The sequence below is a fragment of the Oceanobacillus salinisoli genome (assembly GCF_009733865.1).
Classification (GTDB): Bacteria; Bacillota; Bacilli; order Bacillales; family Amphibacillaceae; genus Oceanobacillus; species Oceanobacillus salinisoli.
This window is the reverse complement of the sequence record NZ_WOFB01000046.1, coordinates 1-17,949: the sequence shown is the minus strand read 5'-3', so window position 1 is coordinate 17,949 and position 17,949 is coordinate 1. Positions and strand designations below refer to the sequence as shown.

Sequence of the window (17,949 nt, the reverse complement as noted above, 5' to 3'; positions counted from 1 at the left end):
GTGTCGGTACTTAGTCGAAGGTCCCCTTTCGATGTGTCATTTTCACCGGACTTTTTAAACATCCTCTAAAATAACTATTTTCAATCCTGGTCTATACGCTAGTGGAATCCTCTCAAAGGAGAAGGCAACATGTATTACATAACACTTTGATTTTGAACAAAAAAGATTTCATTTATAAAAAAGGAATAGAGTGCGGAAATGTAGAATTTTGAAGTAGGTAAATGAAAGAAAGGTAAAAATGAGAGGGGTCACTTTGCATGGAATGGAAAGAAACGTACGAGATTTTTCCTATCATGGTGGATGATTCAACCAATTTACGAACGGTTAACTTTTATCTCGTAAAGACAGATCAATCCCTTGTATTGGTTGATGCCGGAATTCATAATGAGGATTTCATGAATGCCTTACATAAAACATTATACGAGAACGGCTTTTCAGTGGAGGATATTGCGGAAATAATTCTAACACATAACCATTATGACCATGTCGGGTTAGTCAATCCGATTACTGAAAAACATCCAATCCCTGTTTTCGCCCATGAAGAAGCGATTCCGCGATTGAAAAGGGATCGTGCATTTATGGAGATGAGAGTGGAATTTTATATGAAATTATATAAAGAAATGGGATGTGGGGAAGCAGGGGATAAACGTGTTGCTTTTTTAAGAGAATCGATAGAAAAGAATCGCAATCAATCTATTCACGCCGATATAAATCCGATTGGATCGAGCCAGCTTGGATTTGAAGTACTGCATGTGCCTGGCCATGCTCCTGATCAAATTGCTTTATATAATGAAGCAAATCAAGAGATGATAGCTGGAGATTTGATTATTGATCACATATCCAGTAATGCATTAGTAGAACCAGATCATTCTGGAGAGCGGCTTCCGACTTTGATTCAGCATAAGAAATCATTGGAAAAGATACGAAATCTGAATTTGAAGCAAATTTATCCAGGTCATGGAGTTTTGATTAAGGAACCTAAGGTATTGATTGATAGAAGGTTAGGGGGAATCGAACGGAAAGCGGAGAAGTTCAAAAATCTTATCAGAGAAGGTATTTCAACAGGAAATGGTTTAGCAAAATCGTACTATAAGAAAATTTATGCTAAACAATTTTCACTCGTTATGTCCGAAATCATTGGTCATTTAGATTATTTGGAAGCGAACGAGCAAATAAAAAAGGAAATGAAAAACGGGGTATGGCATTACTCTGTTAAAGAGTAAAGGAAAAAGGAAACCGGACCGCAGTGAGGCAACATCCGGTCTTTTTCTGTTTGTAGCAAGGGGTGAGTATAGCACAAATTTCGACAAAAACCGGGAAGTGACAGGCACCATAAATTATCTCTGAATTGTTTGTATATTAGGATTAATTATGTTATTATTCTGGATGGACGTCGCAATATGGGAAAGTTTCCAAAAAAGAAAATGCCAGTAGTGATTATCCTGACTGATTTCAAGGAAGGAACTTGGAAGATCTAAAATCTTTATGAGGAGTGATTTTAATGGAAGATCTTTATCCTTCAAGAAAGAATGCGAAGGCTGAGATTCTGGAAAGGAAGGACCCGGTAATTTATACGGATCGATCCAAAGATAATTCATCACCTCTTACAAAAGAACAGGTGGACTCCTATGAACAAAACGGATTTTTGCAAATAAAAGATTTCTTTACTGAAAAAGAAGTTTCCCATTTGCAAAACGCTATTTTTGAATTGCAGGATTCCAATAAGAATTCAACTTCTGAGAAAGTGATCCGCGAACCAGAAAGTGATGATATTCGCTCGATTTTTCATGTCCATCAGGATGATAATTATTTTAAGGACGTGGCAAATGATCAGCGTATACTGGACATAGTAAACCATTTACTTGGCAGCGACGTTTATATACATCAATCCCGTATCAATTATAAACCCGGCTTTAAAGGGAAAGAATTTGATTGGCATTCCGATTTTGAAACATGGCATGTAGAAGATGGTATGCCAAGAATGAGGGCAGTTAGTGTGTCGATTGCCTTGTCTGATAATTACACGTTTAACGGGCCTTTGATGATGATACCTGGGTCCCAGAACTACTATGTGAGTTGTGTAGGGGAAACGCCGGATGATAATTATAAGGAATCATTGAAAAAACAAAAACTTGGAGTACCAGATCAAGACAGTCTGCGCTGGTTAACAGAGAAGTGTGGTGGAATTTCCGTTCCGACTGGACGTGCGGGCTCGATTACATTATTTGAGTGTAATACGATGCACGGTTCAACAAGTAATATGACACCATTTCCACGTAATAATTTATTTATGGTATATAACAGTGTAAAAAATCAATTGGTTGAACCTTTCTCCGGCAGAAAACCGCGTCCTGAATATATTGCGGTACGTGAAGGTGTGAAATCAGTAGTTACAAGTAGTTAGATATAGGACAGGAATAGGGAAACTTTCCCGAATATTAGCTGGCATAATAAATGAATGATTGAAATATCAAGATGTTCTAAAGTATACCTTTAGGGCATCTTATTTTATCACCTGGACATGAAGCGACACTTGAATGTTTTACACGAATGGTGCAAGAAACTGATTGGATTTAAAAATCTTTAATTATATAAGCAACAAATACATATATTTATCGACAAAATTCGGGAAGTGACAGGCACCAAAACCACATATTTCCTGTTTGGTTGGGGAATACTAATTTTCAAATATACTAAAAGGTTAGGTGATAATGTGGATGTAAATCAGGAATTTAGGGCGGGTGAGGTCGTTTATATGATTATTCGTAATCCCCATGCCCAGGATGTGGCTCATGTTCAACAAGCTGCTATTGTAGAGAATCCGGATAATCCAAATGAATTGGCGCTTTTTTTACATGAGAATTACTATCCATTGTCAGATGAGTTTGCTTTGTTTAAATCAGAAGAAGAGGCTGAAGCAGCATATAAAGAGGCATTTGGAGATTTAGAAACAGGGGAAACGAATTATTATGGTTAAGCCGTTTGTTCCTCAGCTGGTTTATGTTGAGCCGCGTGCACTAGAATATCCGCTTGGAAAAGAATTAATCGATAAATTTGATGAAATGGGAATCGAAATCAGGCAAACGACTTCCCACAATCAAATCCGTAATTTGCCAGGAGAAAATCATTTTCAAAAATATCGTACAGCAAAATCTACGTTAGTTGTTGGGGTTCGGAAAACATTAAAATTTGATACTTCCAAACCTTCCGCGGAGTATGCCATTCCGTTTGCTACCGGTTGTATGGGACATTGTCATTATTGCTATTTGCAAACGACAATGGGCAGCAAACCTTATATTCGTACATATGTAAACGTGGATGAGATTTTCGATGCTGCAGAAGGATATATGAGAGAGCGAGCACCTAAACCAACTCGTTTTGAAGCATCCTGTACATCTGACATTGTAGGGGTTGATCATTTAACCCATACATTAAAGAAGGCGATCGAATATTTTGGTGATTCGGATCATGGTAGGCTTCGGTTTGTGACAAAATTTGCTCATGTTGATCATTTGCTGGATGCCAAACATAATGGGCGGACACGTTTTCGTTTTAGTATTAATGACGACTATATTATAAAATATTTTGAACCTGGTACATCCCGATTAAATGAAAGAATTGAAGCAGCTGTGAAAGTGGCAGAGCGGGTTATCCATTGGGGTTTATTGTTGCTCCAATTTACTTACATGATGGATGGCAAGAGGGTTACCGGGAGATGTTTGAAAAATTGGAAGCTGCATTACCTGTATTTGCCAGAAAAGATTTAACGTTTGAAATGATTCAGCACCGATTTACAAAGCCGGCAAAGCGTGTCATTCAGGAAAATTACCCAATGACAAAACTAGAACTCGATGAATCAAAACGGAAAACAAAATGGGGGAAATATGGAATTTGGAAATATGTTTATCAGGATGAAGAACAAGAAGATATTAAAGATACATTGGGATCTTATATTTCTAAGTATTTTCCGGAATCAAAGATTGAATATTTCACTTAACCCGAATGGCTCAGAAACTGTTCGGGTTTTAAAATACAGTCCAAAAAACAGGTTGGAAATATAATCCGACATATTTCGGGAAGTGACAGGCACCAAACAATTAATTAGACTTGGGATGTGCGTGTTCAGTATAATATGGTTATAAGATGTTGTACTTTTAGTCTTGAACAAATGAAGGGAGCAGATTTACAATGTACAGAAAAGTAAATGATTTTTTACAGGATTGGACTCAAGCTTCCCAAGGTACTCTTAAGGTACTTGAGTCACTCACAGATGAAAAATTGGGACAAGCGATTGTGGAAGGACATAACACAGTAGGGTGGATAGGATGGCATTTAGCAACCGCTCCAGCATATTTTGCTGGGTTAGTAGGTTTAGATGTGAAGTCTAAAGTTGATCCGGGAACAGTTCCACAAAAAGCAAGTGAAATTGTCGTACAGTACAAAAATATTGCAGAAGATGTAAAAAGGGAAGTAGAACAAACTCTTACAGATGAAAAGCTGGAGGAGAATGTTGATAATCATGGTAATCCCGCTCCAAAAGGTGCTTTGCTTAGAGTTCTTATTGACCATCAAACACATCATAGAGGACAAATGACCGTATTGCTTCGTCAAGCAGGTTTGAATGTCCCGGGTGTCATGGGACCAACAAAAGAAGAACAAGGAAAATAAAGTGGGAAGAAACCGAATGTGTGCCAATTACAGGCATAGTTCGGTTTTTTTTCGTTTTAAAACATAGAATGAGTGAAATCGAGTGTAGATTTTAGTTCGACATAAAGTAACAAAATCCGGGAAGTGACAGGCACCTAGTTGGTAAAATTTAAGTATATACATGTTCATAGTTTTAGAGTATATTTATTTATGTGATGAACGAAATAGTTAAGGCAATCGTTCTCATTTGAAAAAGGCAAATCTATTGAAAGGTAGATACGCAAAGTCACAGGCCTAAGGTGATTACACTATGGTGGCTGGATTGCTGAAGAGTGGAGAGCGGCTCTTACATACAGAGTTGATTCAAGATTCTTCTGATTTCAAATATTTATTTGATTTTAGGAGGTTTTTTTATGTTCAAATTTAGCAGTATATTGGTAGCTGGTACAGCTGCATTCCTGATATCCATCCATTTAGGGACAGGTACAGCTCTTGCTGAAGAGAATGAGGGGATAGAACAGACGGAAGTGGATGTAACAGCTGAACAAGTTGAATCAGTAGAGGAAACAATGGCAGGTGAAGAAGTTCAAGAATTGCCATCTACAGAGGAAGCTGCAGAGCCGAGTGAAACAGATTTATATGAATTAGAAGAGGGAGAGGTAGTCGTTGATGAGGAAACTACTGAAATAGATTCAGAGGAAACAACAGTAGAAGACCCTTCTTTACTTCCTGGAGACTTTTTCTATTTTGCAAAAAAATTATGGGAAAATGTTCAACTCGCACTAACCTTAAATGAAGTAAAAGAAATGGAATTATTAGCAGAATTTGCGGAAGAACGTATTAGGGAAGCAGAAGCTTTACTTGCACAAGGGGAAGAAGAGTTAGCATCAGAAGTTTTACAGAAAGCATTGGAGCAACAAGAACAAGCTTTAGCAATATATGAAGAGAAACGTGCAGATAATGAAGGTTCCATTGAAGAAACTGCTGAAAATGAAGAAGTGGCTGAAGAATCTGCGAGTGATACAGATGTTGAAGAAGGCCCAATTGATCCAGTTCGTGAAGAATTAGAAGCAAAGTTTTCTGCAAACCTTCTTGCATTAACTACTGCAATGGATAAAGTAGAAAATCCAACTGCTAAAGCAGCATTACAAAATAATATTGTCAAAGCACAAGAGAGATTAGGAAAGAAAATTGAGAAGAAAATGCTACAGGCTGAGAAAAGGGCACAAAAATCAGTCGATGTGGAAAATACTGATACTGAAGAGAATTTAGAAAAGGTAGAGAAGGAAGCCGATGGAACAACAAAAGAAGTGGAAAAAGAAGAGAAAGCAACTTCCGTCAAGGTAGAAATTAAATCAGAACCTCAAGCAAAACCTAAAGTTCAAGAAAAAGTAAAAGAAAAAGTGGAAGAAGTGAAACAAGAAGAACCTCAGGCAAAAAAAGAAGCAGCTAAAGAAATAAAGACTGAAGTAAAGCAAGAAGTGGAAAAAGCTGTTCCACAAGCAAAAGAAGTAGCTAAAGAAAAAGCGGCTGAAAATAAACAGGCAGCAGAAGAAAAACAGCAAACAGGAAAACAAAAGCAGCAGGAAAATAAAGGCAAGAGAGAAAGCAAAACAGAAGAGGATTAATGCTTTAAAAAAACCGAACAGTAATATATACTGTTCGGGTTTTTTGCACTTAACAGAAAAAGGACAACCCCATTTGTTATTCGTTCGACAAATTTTAACAAAATCCGGGAAGTGACAGGCACCAAATGGCATCAACACCTAGAACTGTTTTCCGAAGATATTTAAATATCCAAAGTAGTAGGACATGCCGACAACGACTACAAATGTTCCTACAATCATTGCAAAAAAAAGCCAGTCTTTTTTTTCAACCGTCATCTTATGATAATGGGTACGATCTGTGTCCCCTGTAAATCCTTTCGATTCCATGGCTATCGCAACCCTTTCCGCTTTTCGGATCCCATTTGCCAGTAAAGGAATGGAATATCTGCGGAATTGATTCAACCTTCCTTTTATCCCTCGGGTTCTTCCTATGCCGCGAATGCGGTGAGCTTGCCTTAAAATCTGAAGCTCATGCTGAAATATAGGCAAGAACCGATATCCGGCCAAGACTCCATACGTAATTTTAGGGGGAAGTTTACACTGTTGCATTAAACTTAGCATGAATTTTGTTGAATCGGTTGTTAACGCAAACAGCAAGGAAAGTGCTACAAAACAAAGCGAACGAAAAGCAAGGCTGATTCCCGTTAGAATACTTCCTGTCGTTACTTCAATCCCCCACAGACTAAAAAGGACATCTCCATAGGAAAAGGTTTGATTTGCATAAAGGGTAGTCATCCATGCAAAGCCAAGGGCAACCAATAGAAATGGGCTAAATATTTTCATCCATTTTATTACAGGAATATCAGTTAAAGTAAAAGTAACCAAAAGGATAAAAATAAAGTAAACTAAGGGTGTAAAAACATCAAATGTGAAACCGAGCAATATTCCCGGGATTAACACGGCAAAGGCTTTTATCGTTGGATTAATGGACGAGATCATAAACAACACCTGCCTCTTGCTGTTTCCGAATTCGATATGGCAAACGTAATCGGGCCTGTTGTAAAATATGTTCTTGTTCCCATAGTTTATCTGGTTCCCCAGCAAAAGCAAACTCCTGGTTATAAAGGACAAAAGCTCGATCTGTCATATCAACAATATCCATATCATGGGTGATAAATACAATGGTCGTTCCATTTTCTTTTAATTGCCTAATCATATGCATGAGTTCCTGTGTTGTCGATGCATCTTGACCGAAAGTAGGCTCATCAAACAATAATAAATCTGGCGTTTCATCAAGCATGGTTGCCACACTTAGACGTCTTTTTTGTCCACCACTTAAAGAAAATGGATTGCTGTATCGATGTTTTTCCAGGTGATATTGTTTCATTAAATGAGCTGCGGTTACTTCTAGTTCTTCTTCGGTATATCCATTCAGTTTCATACCAAATGTAAGTTCGTCATAAACGGTATCAGTGATAAACTGATGTTCCGGATTTTGAAAAACATAGCCCATTCGTTTCCTTAGTTCATTTTCGTTCCACCGTTCAATCGGTTGATTCATAAAGGAAATATTGCCTTTTTTTGGAGTCAATAATCCAGCCATTAATTGGAGCAGTGTCGATTTTCCAGCCCCATTTTCCCCGATAACAGCAATAAATTCGCCACGGTATAATTCCATGTTAATCTCTTTTAGTATCGATTGGCCCTTTCGATTAAACGTCATGTTTTCCATGGATAGAATGATTTCATTTGTCGGCAGAGGGGGTGAATCTCCCTTCCACTCTAATCCGGAAGAATCGGTAAATTGTTTAGGTAAAAATACGCCTTCCTGCCTTAATAACTGCTGCTTCTCAGAAAAAAGAGCTTCTGCATCTTCATCTGCTATTACTTTTCCATCTTTCCCAATGACAATGACACGGTGAACGAGTTCCAGCCAGTCATCTGCCTGGTGCTCAATGATTAGGACAGACAGCCCCCGTTCTTTTTGAATCCTTTTTATTAGTCCGATAAATTCCAGACTGGAAACAGGGTCTAAGTTTGCCGTTGGTTCATCGAGGATTAGTAATTCCGGTTCAAGCAAAAGAACCGCAGCTAAAGCGATTTTTTGTTTTTGTCCGCCAGATAGCTCATGAATTTTATTATTTTTAAAATCTTCCATTCCAACAGCTTGTAAAGCCTCTGAAATGCAAGCAGACATTTCAGATCCAGGGATTTTTCTGTTTTCTAACGTAAAAGCAAGTTCATCTTCAACCGTAATCATACAAAATTGACTTTCCGGGTCCTGAAAAACGAACCCAATATGTTGATTTAATTCACCCTTTTTTAAATCGCGAATGTTTTTGCCGTGAAAATAAATATCACCAGAGGAAAATCCTTCAACAGCATCAGGATACAGCCCATTTAAACAAAGAGCCAGACTGCTTTTTCCGGAACCACTTGCACCCATCAATAAGGTAACTTCATTTTCGTATAAAGTCAGACATAGCTGATCCACCAATGGCTTTTCAATATTTTCATAGTCAAAGGAAAAATTTTCGACTTGAAGCATGGCTGTTCGATTATGCTGCTCCTGTCTCACGTTTCTTTTGCAGCTCCTTTCCTAATGCATAGCCGCGAAGTACCCCTGTTTTAGCGAGCTGGTCACTAATCCATTTTCCAAGTACACCGGCTAATAACGCTCCGCTAATTAGACGAACGATTAGCATGGCTATAAGTAAACCAGGTGCTAGCGCAATATTACCAGATGAATATAGGTTCCAAACGAAACTAATCAAAGCCGCTGACATTCCTGATAAAATTAAAATCCGTAATCTGTAGTCCTTCCATTTTGTTAAAGCAAATACAAGTTCTGCAGCCGCCCCTTGAATGATACCGGTAAGAATGAGAGCTGGCCCTGCAGCAGACCCAAGCAACACTTCCACAACTGCAGCAATCACTTCTGCTGTAAAAGCGACACCAGGTTTACGCAAAATATATGCTGCAATAATTGAAACGATAAACCAGACACCAAAGATAATTTCATAGCCAAACGGTGCAAGACCGAATGGGACAAGAATGTTACGGATTCCTTGACCAACAAGGAAGAAAAGCAAATATATAACCCCAAAAACAACACCTAAAATCGACATGAGGACTATTTCTTTTAATTTCCATTGATTTGTCATATGATCAACTCCTTATGATTGATTAGATGGACTGTTTGCTGAAATGCTAAACGTCATCGTTACATGCGATACTTTTTCCTGAACACTTTCAAACGATTGTTGGAGGGCTTGAAAAATATCGTGAACATCTCCATCCAATCTCGTTGCATAATGGGTAGAACTTACATGGACATTGCGATGTTTCGATAAATCAATCTGCTCATAAATTGCATCCATATAGTCTTCTCTTCCCATTGGATAGAGTGCGAATTTGCACCCGGCTTGCTGTGTAATGGATAAGGATTTTTCTTCGTTTAAAGGAGTGTCCGTTTCATCCATATATGCATCTGCTTCCGTATCCCCAGGGCACCCGATGGAGAACGTACCGCTCATGGCAACGTGTTCGCCTGTCTTGGCCGCATGAAGAAAAATAGCTTTTGTTACATCAAAAATATGAACCATTTTGCCGCGAATACAAGTACTAACATCATCTGTTTCCTTCCAAACCTTTGATGTATCCACTTCTTCCAGCGCGGAAAGGATAATGTCTACAAAGTGATCACTCATTGGATAAAGTGTAAACTGACAACCTGCAATTCTGCTTGTTCCACAATGATTATTACTCATCATATATCTCCTCCTAAATAATGGGAATTAAAAAAACTGCACTCCTCAGGGGAATGCAGTTTGCACGTATGTATTTATATAGATTAGATATGTAAGCTAACATACAGCGAACCGCACTTCCCCACGCTAGTATTATCTAGATCGGGTAATAAGGGTCAGACATCATCCTCTCAGCCACATTCTGCAGCTCCCCTAGTGCCAATTTTGGATATGCAATTTTATACATTAAGGATAAACATACTTACTTATTTTGTAAAGGGGTTAGATAGAATTTAAAAAAATTTATAGGAGTTAAGAAAATTAAAACTTTCTCACTCATCCATGATAAGGCTTGCGGAAGATAGTAAGACAAGTAAGTTTCACGTCAAAGCTTAACAGTGCATTTTATCGGACATTTGAACAACCTCTTTTACTTAGGACATTTAAATTTTTATCTGCGTCAAACCCACTTCCCGGCTAGAATGTTAGACGTTTTCCAATGTACAAAAAAGGCGGGAGATTATCCCGCCTGAAAGGTATCTTTTTTAGCTTCCTGAAGAAACATACAGGGTTTTCCTGATGATATCATTGTTAAATCATGCATTGCTCTTGTGCAAGCAGTATAGAATAGGGAGCGGTCAGTCTCCTGACTGTACTGTGTATCAGAAGAATCCGGTATAATGACGGCATCAAATTCAATTCCTTTTGCCAAATAGACAGGAAGCACCAGTAATCCCTTTTCAAAGGCATATGTTTCTTCATGAATTTGATATAGGCTGATTTTATCTTCCAACAGTTGATATATACGATTGCTTTCCTCTTTTGTTTTGCAAATTAATGCTATCGTTTCATGTCCTTTATTTCGAAGTCTTTGAATGTCAGAAAGCAGTATTTCAACAAATTCATCCTCATCCTTCAGCGTAATGAGGAGAGGTTTTTCGCCTTCCCTTTCAAAAGGTTCGATTAACGCCTGACCTGGTGCAAATTGTTTGGTAAACTCTACAATTTCTTTCGTGGAACGGTAACTTTTCGTTAACGTAATTCGTTCATGACGATGATACACAGCTTCCGGGATAAGCGGGTTCTTGCTAGTTGTGAAAGCATAAATTCCCTGATTGACATCACCTAATAATGTCATTCTAGTGTACGGGAAGATATGTCGGATAAAGGCAAACTGAAAAGCAGAATAATCTTGTGCTTCATCGATAAATAAATGGCGGATGGAGCGGTCTGCATCATCACCAAGCAGTCTCCCTTTAAAATACAGGTAAGGTGTCGCATCCTCCCACGTTAAATATTTCTGATTTAATCTGCTTATCGAATAGCTGCATATTTCCTCCCAATTGGAAGGCTTTTCTTTAGGTGTCCAATTCTCAAAAAGACTCCGAAAAGTTGCCAGCACATGAACAAATTTCATACGTTTGACTTGTTTTTTTATTGGGATAAAGGCGCGTCTAATGACCTCTTTTCGTAATAATGATTCTTCCAGGAGAGGGTCATTCTCATCAGCATAAGCATCTTGACTCTTGAAAAAGGCTTCCTGGTAATCTTCTTTATCCAGCAATTCAGCCTCTTCCAGTACCCAATCCTCGTAAATTTCCTTCAGTTGATGTTTACGAATTTCACTTAGGATCCATTTGGAAACAAGCTCCATTTTGTTTGGAATCGCTATTTCCGGGGAAAGAGAATAAAAATAATCTTGAATTTCCTCTTTGGAGATAAGAATCTCGCCGCGGAATTTAATATTTTTGAAAAGAATTCCGTTCTTCGTTAAATTTGCAATAAAGTCATCCAGTACTTGCTTAAAATCTAAACTCGACTTGTAATCCATATTTTTAATTCGAGCATCATATTGTTTCTCATCTTTTTCCGTAAGTGTGTATTCCATTTGTTCAAAAGGAGATTCAATGTATATATTTTTATCAATTCGTTTCCTTAAAAATTCCAGGAAAGTGGATTGACTAATGTTTGCTTCTCCTAATTCGGGCAGTACATTTGAAATGTAACTCGAAAATAACGGATTCGGTGAAAAGAGAAGAAGGTTATTCGCATTCAGCTCTTCACGAAAACGATACATCAAATAGGCGATCCGCTGCAATGCAGCAGAAGTTTTGCCGCTACCGGCAACGCCTTGTACAATTAATAGATTGCTGCGCTCATTTCGAATGATTTTATTTTGTTCCTTTTGGATGGTTGCAACGATGCTTTTCATCGTAGTACTGGCATTGTTTCCAAGCGCTTGCTGAAGGAGGCCATCACCAATGGTAAGTCCCGTATCAAACATACCTTTCATCTGACCTTGGCGAATGATGTACTGCCTTTTTAATGTAATTTCACCGGTTATCGTATTATCGGTGGTATCGTATTGTGCAGGACCTGGTGCGTAGTCATAATACATACTGGAAATAGGTGCACGCCAGTCATAAACTAAGAAGTTTTCATCCTTTTCATCCATTAGGGAAGCTGTACCAATATAAATTCTCTCTGTATTTTCTGATTGAGTTTCTTGAAAATCAATCCTTCCAAAATAGGGGGAGTCTTTTAACCGGTCTAGTATTTTTCGTTCTCGATCCATTTTTCCGTGAGATCGTTCACGCTCTGATAAAAATTCTGCTTGCTGTTTCAGACTTGCCTGGGTTTCTATTACGTCATCCGGTTCATCTAAATTAACCGTGACATCTTCCCAGAAATCTTTGCGTATATCAATAATGCTTTCCTTTAGTCCAGATGTGCTATGGTGTATGGCTTGCAGTTTTTTATGGATTACTTCGGTAACTTCATTTAGCCTGAGCTGTTCTTCCTGGCGATCTTTTATTTGACTTTCTGTTTGATTTTCTGTTTCTTGGTTCATTAAAAATCAACCCCGTTCAAAATACATTATATAGCTTTTTCTATGTGTTTCTTTCATATTTATTCATTAGAATGAACAATATCCATTTTTACCGGAATAATGAATTGCAAAACAGTGAATTTATTTCACTAATATTAATATCCCGTTTTCTGGGATTTTGTGACGATCTATTTGATGTTCTGGAAAAATAAATGTCCAGGGCATACTCGTTTTTTTCTCTATCCATAAAGAGGGGGTGGAAAAGACGTGCGTAGCTATAGTATGGCCGTTTTGTTGAAAGCTTATTTCATGCTGTAGAAAACTAAAACCCTCGCCGGTCGTGTTGTGAACGAGTGTCGTTACTAATAATTCACCTTTATGGTTCAATGCTGATTTTAACGGTGTAAATTGAATGCTCTCATCATCTGATAGCTGTTTCTTTGCCTGACTAAATGCCTGTTTAATTTTCTCTCGATCCTGTTCAGCTACGGTTCTGTCCCATGCGGATTCAAATTCTAATTTCTGAACCATTCTATCACCTCTGATAACCATATAAGTCTATACCCCTATCATACAGGAATAAACTACAATTCCCAACTCATTCATTCGACAAATTCCGGGAAGTGACAGGCACCCTTAAGGCACTTTCCTGTAAAATGTGGTGGCCTACTGGGGGGCTTTCAATGATATAATAAATTTATGCAGATTTTTGTAGTCTATTAATCTAAAAACAACTAGAGAGTTTCCATATATAGTAAAAATAAAGAGAGGGGTTTTACTTGATGAAGTTTTTTCATACGGCAGACTGGCATCTTGGGAAATTAGTTCAAGGTGTATACATGACAGAAGATCAGCGTTATGTACTAAGGCAATTTATTCAAGCGATTGAAGAAGAAGAACCGGATGCTGTTATTATTGCTGGAGATTTGTATGATAGAGCAGTTCCTCCTACAGAAGCAGTTCACTTATTAAATGAGGTGTTGGAGACAATCGTACTAAAATTGAAAACACCGGTTCTTGCAGTAGCTGGAAATCATGATAGTCCAGGCAGGTTAAATTTCGGTAGTGGCATTATGAAAAAAAACGGATTTCATATCGCAGGCAATTTTACGAAGGACATCCAACCGATTGTATTAGAGGATGAGCATGGAGAGGTTCATTTCCATCTTGTCCCATATTGTGACCCAAGTGTTGTTCGCACAGTATTGGAAGACGGTGAAATTCGCTCCCATAATGATGCTGCAGAGAAAATTACCAAGCAAATGAAACAAAACATGGATCAAAATGCCCGTCATGTATATATTGGACATGCGTTCGTTACACCATTTGGAGAAGAGAAGGAGAATACTAGTGATTCGGAAAGACCACTTTCTATTGGTGGATCAGAATACGTCGACGCCCAGCATTTTAAAGCCTTCCATTATACTGCGCTAGGCCACCTTCACCAGGCCCACTTTGTATTGGATGAAACAATTCGTTATTCCGGTTCTATTTTAAAGTATTCTGTGTCAGAAGAGCGTCATAAAAAAGGATTTCATGTTGTAGAAATGGACGCAGACGGGAATATATCCATTGAAAAGCGTCTTCTCACACCAAGGCGGGATATTCGAATCGTAGAAGCAACCATGGAAGAATTGCTGCAGCAGCCGGTGAATGAGGATTATGTTTTTGTAAGATTACTTGACGAAGCACCAGTTTTATCACCAATGGAAAAGGTTCGTTCCGTTTATCCCAATGCGATGCATGTGGAACGAAAAAATGTTGCTGTCCCCTTTATTCATGACGGAGAATCAGGCGAGGTAAGGCGTAGCAGTATGAGTGATTTTGACCTTTTCAAAGCGTTTTATAAGGAAGTGAAAGGAGCAGAACCTCATGCAGATACGGAAGGTCTCTTTAAAGAGGTTTTGGATGAAATGCTAAAAGAAGAGAATGAAGCAGTCCCACCAGTCAAATCGGAAACTGTACAGAAATAAGAATAAAGAAGGGAGAAAGCTTAATTGAGACCACTAAAATTAACAATGACAGCATTTGGACCTTATAAATACAGTGAAACGATCGATTTTGCAGAACTCGAACAAAACCATCTATTTGTTATCTCGGGAAATACAGGTGCTGGTAAAACAACGATTTTCGATGGGATCTCTTTTGCATTATATGGAAGTGCCAGTGGCTCAGACCGGGAAAATCAAGCGATGCTCCGCAGTGATTTTGCTGAGGATGATACCCATACATCTGTGGAACTGGAGTTTGAACTGCATGGCAGGGTGTATCGAATTTTACGACAATTGGGACACGTGAAAAAAGGAAATAAGTCAAAGACTGGGGAAAAATATGAGTTTTATGAAAAGCTGGATGACAAAGAGATTCCATGTGTTGACCGGCAAATAGTTACCGAGATTGATAAAAAGGTAGAGTCCATCATTGGTCTAACGAAGGATCAGTTTAAGCAAATTGTTATGCTGCCTCAGGGAGAGTTTCGAAAACTTCTTACCTCGGAAACGGAAAATAAAGAAGAAATCCTGCGCAGAATTTTTAAAACGGAGTCATATAAACAGATTGGTGAACGTCTAAAGCAACGAAAGCAGCAGGCACATCAGAATTTTAATCAGCAAAAACAATTGAGAGACCAGCATATCCAAAGTATTCACACCAGTTTGCCGGAGCGGGAAGGCTCTCAGTTATTTCAGGTGCTTTCCGAGGAACATTATAATGTGAATCAAGTTGTATCTGGGCTGGAAGAAGAAGTTAATTTTTACCTTCATCAAATTGAAATCGACCAGAAAAAATATGATGACGCCTATAAGTTGCATAATCAACAGCAGGACAAATACTATCAGGCAAAGGCTTTAAATGATCGGTTTATAGAATTAGATCAGAAAAAAGTACGCTTAAAGGAATTGGAGGAACAAATCCCTCGCCATGAAGAAAACGAAAAAAAATTAGCGGATGCAGAACGTGCAAGCACGATTGAAGTGTATGAAAGACAAGTGAATAACTGGCAACAGGAAGAAAAGCAAAAATCCATACTACTTGAGAAAGCCGGAACTGCCAAGAAACAAGCTGATGAACAGCTGCAGCTGGCACAGGAAACATATCGGGAACAAGAGGATAAAAAAGAAGAACGAGAGAATGTTCGTAATAAGCTGGATCGGTTGAAAGATATGTTGCCGATGGTTCAGGAACTGGATTCGTTAAAAAAACAGTTATTCTCGCTGAAGAACAAAGCAAAACAAGCACACACCAATTTTGAACAAATCAAAGCAGAAGTGGAGCAAAAAAATAAAGCAGCGGAAGATAATCGATTGAAAATTAAAGAGCTGGATGAACGGACAACGCAGTTTCATGTGAAGCAGCAGCAGTATACTGAGTTAAAGGAAAAGGGACGTCTGCTCCTGAGTTATATTCATTTAATCAACAAAATTGCTGAGCTTGAGAAGGATGCTGCCAATAAAGAAAAAGACTATGCGCAATGCAAAGAAGCTTATCGAGAAAAGGAAGACATTTGGCTAAATAGCCAGGCTAGTATACTGGCTGAACATTTACATGATGGAGAAGCATGCCCGGTTTGTGGCAATACGGAACATCCTGATAAAGCGATAAATGATGGAAAGATAATTACAAAAGAAGAGCTTAATGCTTTAAAAATTAAACTCGATGAAAAAGAAAGTCTTTATCGAAAAGCTGCAGGGATGCTGGAGGCAAATGTTGCGAATAAAGAGGAGAAGGAAACAGAACTCCTTCAATATGGCATCCAAAGTGAAGAAGCTATTCAACTATATGATGAAGTAGTTAAACAAGGAAAACAGCTAAAAGCGGAAGTCGAGCAATTGACAAAGCTTGATGAAGATCTACGAAAACGGCGGGAATCCAGCGAAAAAGAATTATCGGCAATCAAACAGCTGGAAGCGAAGAAAGAAGAACTAGATAAAGCTTTTCAAAAGCAAAAAGAGGAGTATCATTCATCTAAAATTCGCTATGAAGAAAGGTTGAAAAATATCCCAGAATCGGTTCGGGAACTAGCTGTGCTTGAAAAAGTTCTTCATGAAACTTCCGAGTATAAGTTAAAACTGGAACAGTCCTGGGAGAAAGCGCAAAAACAATTACAGAAAGCTAAGGAAGAGGAAACGAAAACAGCAGCAAACTTAAAACATGCAATGCAGCAGCTGGAAGAAACGAAAGAAAAAAAAGAGCAGGCTGAAAAGGCTTTTCAAACACAGCTTTCAGATGCAGGATTTGTAACGGTTCAGTCTTATCAGCAGGCAAAAATATCTTATTCAGACCGGCAGCAGCTAAAAGAATCGATTCAACGCTTTAAGGAAGAAATATCTACCGTGAAGCAGCAAGTACATGATTTACAAGATGCTCTCAAAGAGAAGGAAAGAGTCGATTTAACCAAACTGGAACAAACACTAACTGAATTAAAGCACGCTTCGGAATCAGCTCTAAATCAGTTAAATTTATCTAAAAAGTATTACCAGGAATCTGCGAAAATTGTTTCAACCGTTATTGAGTTGGATGAGCTAGTCAGAAATTACGAGAAACAGCTTGCTACGATTACTGATTTGCATGATATCATTCGAGGACAGAATGATAAACGGATTTCTTTTGAGCGATACTTGCAAATCGAATATCTAGAAAGAATTATCGAAGCGGCTAATCAGCGGTTGAAGCGATTATCGAATGGACAGTTTTACTTAATTCGAAGCGATCGTCAGGAGTCGCATGGAAAGCAAAGTGGGCTTGGACTGGATGTTTATGACACGTATACGGGACAGACACGTGATGTGAAAACATTGTCAGGTGGAGAGAAATTCAATGCTTCTCTATGTCTAGCACTTGGAATGTCTGATGTGATTCAAAGCTTCCAGGGAAATATTTCAATTGATACGATGTTTATTGATGAAGGATTTGGTTCTCTGGATGAAGAAGCTTTAAATAAATCCATCGATACATTAATTGAACTACAGCAAACCGGTCGAATGATAGGCGTCATCTCCCATGTACAGGACCTGAAAAATATGTTTCCTGCTATATTGGAAGTTGCCAAAACAAAAGAAGGGTATAGTAAAACGAGATTTGTGCTTAAATAGGCTGAAAAAAAACGGGGTTCCGAAATAGGGAATCCTGTTTTTTTATCGCTTAGCGTACAATGTCAAATACTTTTTTCAAGTTTTTG

The 17,949-nt window shown here is 38.3% G+C and carries 13 protein-coding genes, 1 pseudogene and 2 riboswitches; of the genes and pseudogenes, 8 read left to right on the top strand and 6 right to left on the bottom strand.

Translation table 11 applies throughout. From position 1 onward, the window contains the following. Window positions 1-257: 257 nt before the first annotated feature. The 6 genes and pseudogenes from GMJ66_RS19765 to GMJ66_RS19740 all read left to right on the top strand — a co-directional run bounded on the left by GMJ66_RS19765 (window position 258) and on the right by GMJ66_RS19740 (window position 6,275). Window positions 258-1,223 (top strand): MBL fold metallo-hydrolase, encoded by a 966-nt coding sequence (locus tag GMJ66_RS19765; RefSeq protein WP_156292036.1) that lies wholly within the window; start codon window positions 258-260, stop codon window positions 1,221-1,223. 278 nt (window positions 1,224-1,501) lie between these two features. Continuing rightward, window positions 1,502-2,404, top strand: a complete 903-nt coding sequence (gene thpD, locus GMJ66_RS19760) for an ectoine hydroxylase (protein WP_156292035.1) — start codon at window positions 1,502-1,504, stop codon at window positions 2,402-2,404. A gap of 309 nt (window positions 2,405-2,713) precedes the next feature. Further along, window positions 2,714-2,977: a transcriptional regulator SplA domain-containing protein gene (locus GMJ66_RS19755; protein WP_156292034.1), complete on the top strand. Its 264-nt coding sequence runs from the start codon at window positions 2,714-2,716 to the stop codon at window positions 2,975-2,977. Further along, a pseudogene (splB, locus tag GMJ66_RS19750) lies at window positions 2,970-3,997 on the top strand (spore photoproduct lyase). The gene GMJ66_RS19755 and the pseudogene splB overlap by 8 nt, the downstream one beginning before the upstream one ends. A 191-nt stretch (window positions 3,998-4,188) precedes the next feature. Continuing rightward, complete coding sequence (locus GMJ66_RS19745) at window positions 4,189-4,668, top strand: DinB family protein (RefSeq protein WP_156292033.1); 480 nt, start codon at window positions 4,189-4,191, stop codon at window positions 4,666-4,668. Between the two features lie 224 nt (window positions 4,669-4,892). Continuing rightward, a riboswitch (cyclic di-GMP riboswitch) is annotated at window positions 4,893-4,977 on the top strand. Window positions 4,978-5,060: 83 nt separating this feature from the next. Next, complete coding sequence (locus tag GMJ66_RS19740) at window positions 5,061-6,275, top strand: DUF5667 domain-containing protein (RefSeq protein WP_156292032.1); 1,215 nt, start codon at window positions 5,061-5,063, stop codon at window positions 6,273-6,275. Window positions 6,276-6,413: 138 nt separating this feature from the next. Here the strand turns inward: GMJ66_RS19740 and GMJ66_RS19735 are convergent, their stop codons facing one another. From GMJ66_RS19735 to GMJ66_RS19710, 6 genes are all read right to left on the bottom strand, one after another. Continuing rightward, entirely contained in the window at window positions 6,414-7,193 is a 780-nt protein-coding gene (locus tag GMJ66_RS19735) for an energy-coupling factor transporter transmembrane component T family protein (protein WP_156292038.1), read from the bottom strand. Further along, window positions 7,177-8,772, bottom strand: coding sequence for an ABC transporter ATP-binding protein (locus tag GMJ66_RS19730; RefSeq protein ID WP_231514993.1), 1,596 nt, complete (start codon window positions 8,770-8,772; stop codon window positions 7,177-7,179). The genes GMJ66_RS19735 and GMJ66_RS19730 overlap by 17 nt, the downstream gene beginning before the upstream one ends. Beyond that, the gene (locus tag GMJ66_RS19725; RefSeq protein ID WP_156292031.1) at window positions 8,753-9,358 is read right to left on the bottom strand and encodes an ECF transporter S component; all 606 of its coding nucleotides are present in this window, start codon (window positions 9,356-9,358) and stop codon (window positions 8,753-8,755) included. Before GMJ66_RS19725 ends, GMJ66_RS19730 begins: the two co-directional genes overlap by 20 nt. A gap of 12 nt (window positions 9,359-9,370) precedes the next feature. Continuing rightward, a complete protein-coding gene (locus tag GMJ66_RS19720; protein ID WP_156292030.1) occupies window positions 9,371-9,964 on the bottom strand; it encodes a YkoF family thiamine/hydroxymethylpyrimidine-binding protein in 594 nt (197 codons plus the stop codon). Between the two features lie 101 nt (window positions 9,965-10,065). After that, window positions 10,066-10,168, bottom strand: a riboswitch (TPP riboswitch). A 295-nt stretch (window positions 10,169-10,463) separates the two neighbouring features. Next, on the bottom strand, window positions 10,464-12,794 hold the full coding sequence (gene helD, locus GMJ66_RS19715; RefSeq protein ID WP_156292029.1) for an RNA polymerase recycling motor HelD: 2,331 nt from the start codon (window positions 12,792-12,794) through the stop codon (window positions 10,464-10,466). A gap of 120 nt (window positions 12,795-12,914) precedes the next feature. Beyond that, complete coding sequence (locus GMJ66_RS19710; RefSeq protein ID WP_197046774.1) at window positions 12,915-13,304, bottom strand: SLAP domain-containing protein; 390 nt, start codon at window positions 13,302-13,304, stop codon at window positions 12,915-12,917. A gap of 251 nt (window positions 13,305-13,555) precedes the next feature. On the opposite strand from GMJ66_RS19710, the gene GMJ66_RS19705 reads away from it, so the two are divergent. Further along, a complete protein-coding gene (locus GMJ66_RS19705) occupies window positions 13,556-14,746 on the top strand; it encodes an exonuclease SbcCD subunit D (RefSeq protein WP_156292027.1) in 1,191 nt (396 codons plus the stop codon). Window positions 14,747-14,770: 24 nt separating this feature from the next. Then, complete coding sequence (locus tag GMJ66_RS19700) at window positions 14,771-17,863, top strand: AAA family ATPase (protein WP_156292026.1); 3,093 nt, start codon at window positions 14,771-14,773, stop codon at window positions 17,861-17,863. Window positions 17,864-17,949: the final 86 nt, after the last annotated feature.

Excerpts from the sequence above, each read along its gene's own strand:
- GMJ66_RS19765 (WP_156292036.1), top strand. The coding sequence starts at position 258 with ATGGAATGGAAAGAAACGTACGAGATTTTTCCTATCATGGTGGATGAT.
- thpD (WP_156292035.1), top strand. The coding sequence starts at position 1,502 with ATGGAAGATCTTTATCCTTCAAGAAAGAATGCGAAGGCTGAGATTCTG.
- GMJ66_RS19745 (WP_156292033.1), top strand. The coding sequence starts at position 4,189 with ATGTACAGAAAAGTAAATGATTTTTTACAGGATTGGACTCAAGCTTCC.
- GMJ66_RS19740 (WP_156292032.1), top strand. The coding sequence starts at position 5,061 with ATGTTCAAATTTAGCAGTATATTGGTAGCTGGTACAGCTGCATTCCTG.
- GMJ66_RS19735 (WP_156292038.1), bottom strand. The coding sequence starts at position 7,193 with ATGATCTCGTCCATTAATCCAACGATAAAAGCCTTTGCCGTGTTAATC.
- GMJ66_RS19725 (WP_156292031.1), bottom strand. The coding sequence starts at position 9,358 with ATGACAAATCAATGGAAATTAAAAGAAATAGTCCTCATGTCGATTTTA.
- GMJ66_RS19720 (WP_156292030.1), bottom strand. The coding sequence starts at position 9,964 with ATGAGTAATAATCATTGTGGAACAAGCAGAATTGCAGGTTGTCAGTTT.
- helD (WP_156292029.1), bottom strand. The coding sequence starts at position 12,794 with ATGAACCAAGAAACAGAAAATCAAACAGAAAGTCAAATAAAAGATCGC.
- GMJ66_RS19710 (WP_197046774.1), bottom strand. The coding sequence starts at position 13,304 with ATGGTTCAGAAATTAGAATTTGAATCCGCATGGGACAGAACCGTAGCT.
- GMJ66_RS19705 (WP_156292027.1), top strand. The coding sequence starts at position 13,556 with ATGAAGTTTTTTCATACGGCAGACTGGCATCTTGGGAAATTAGTTCAA.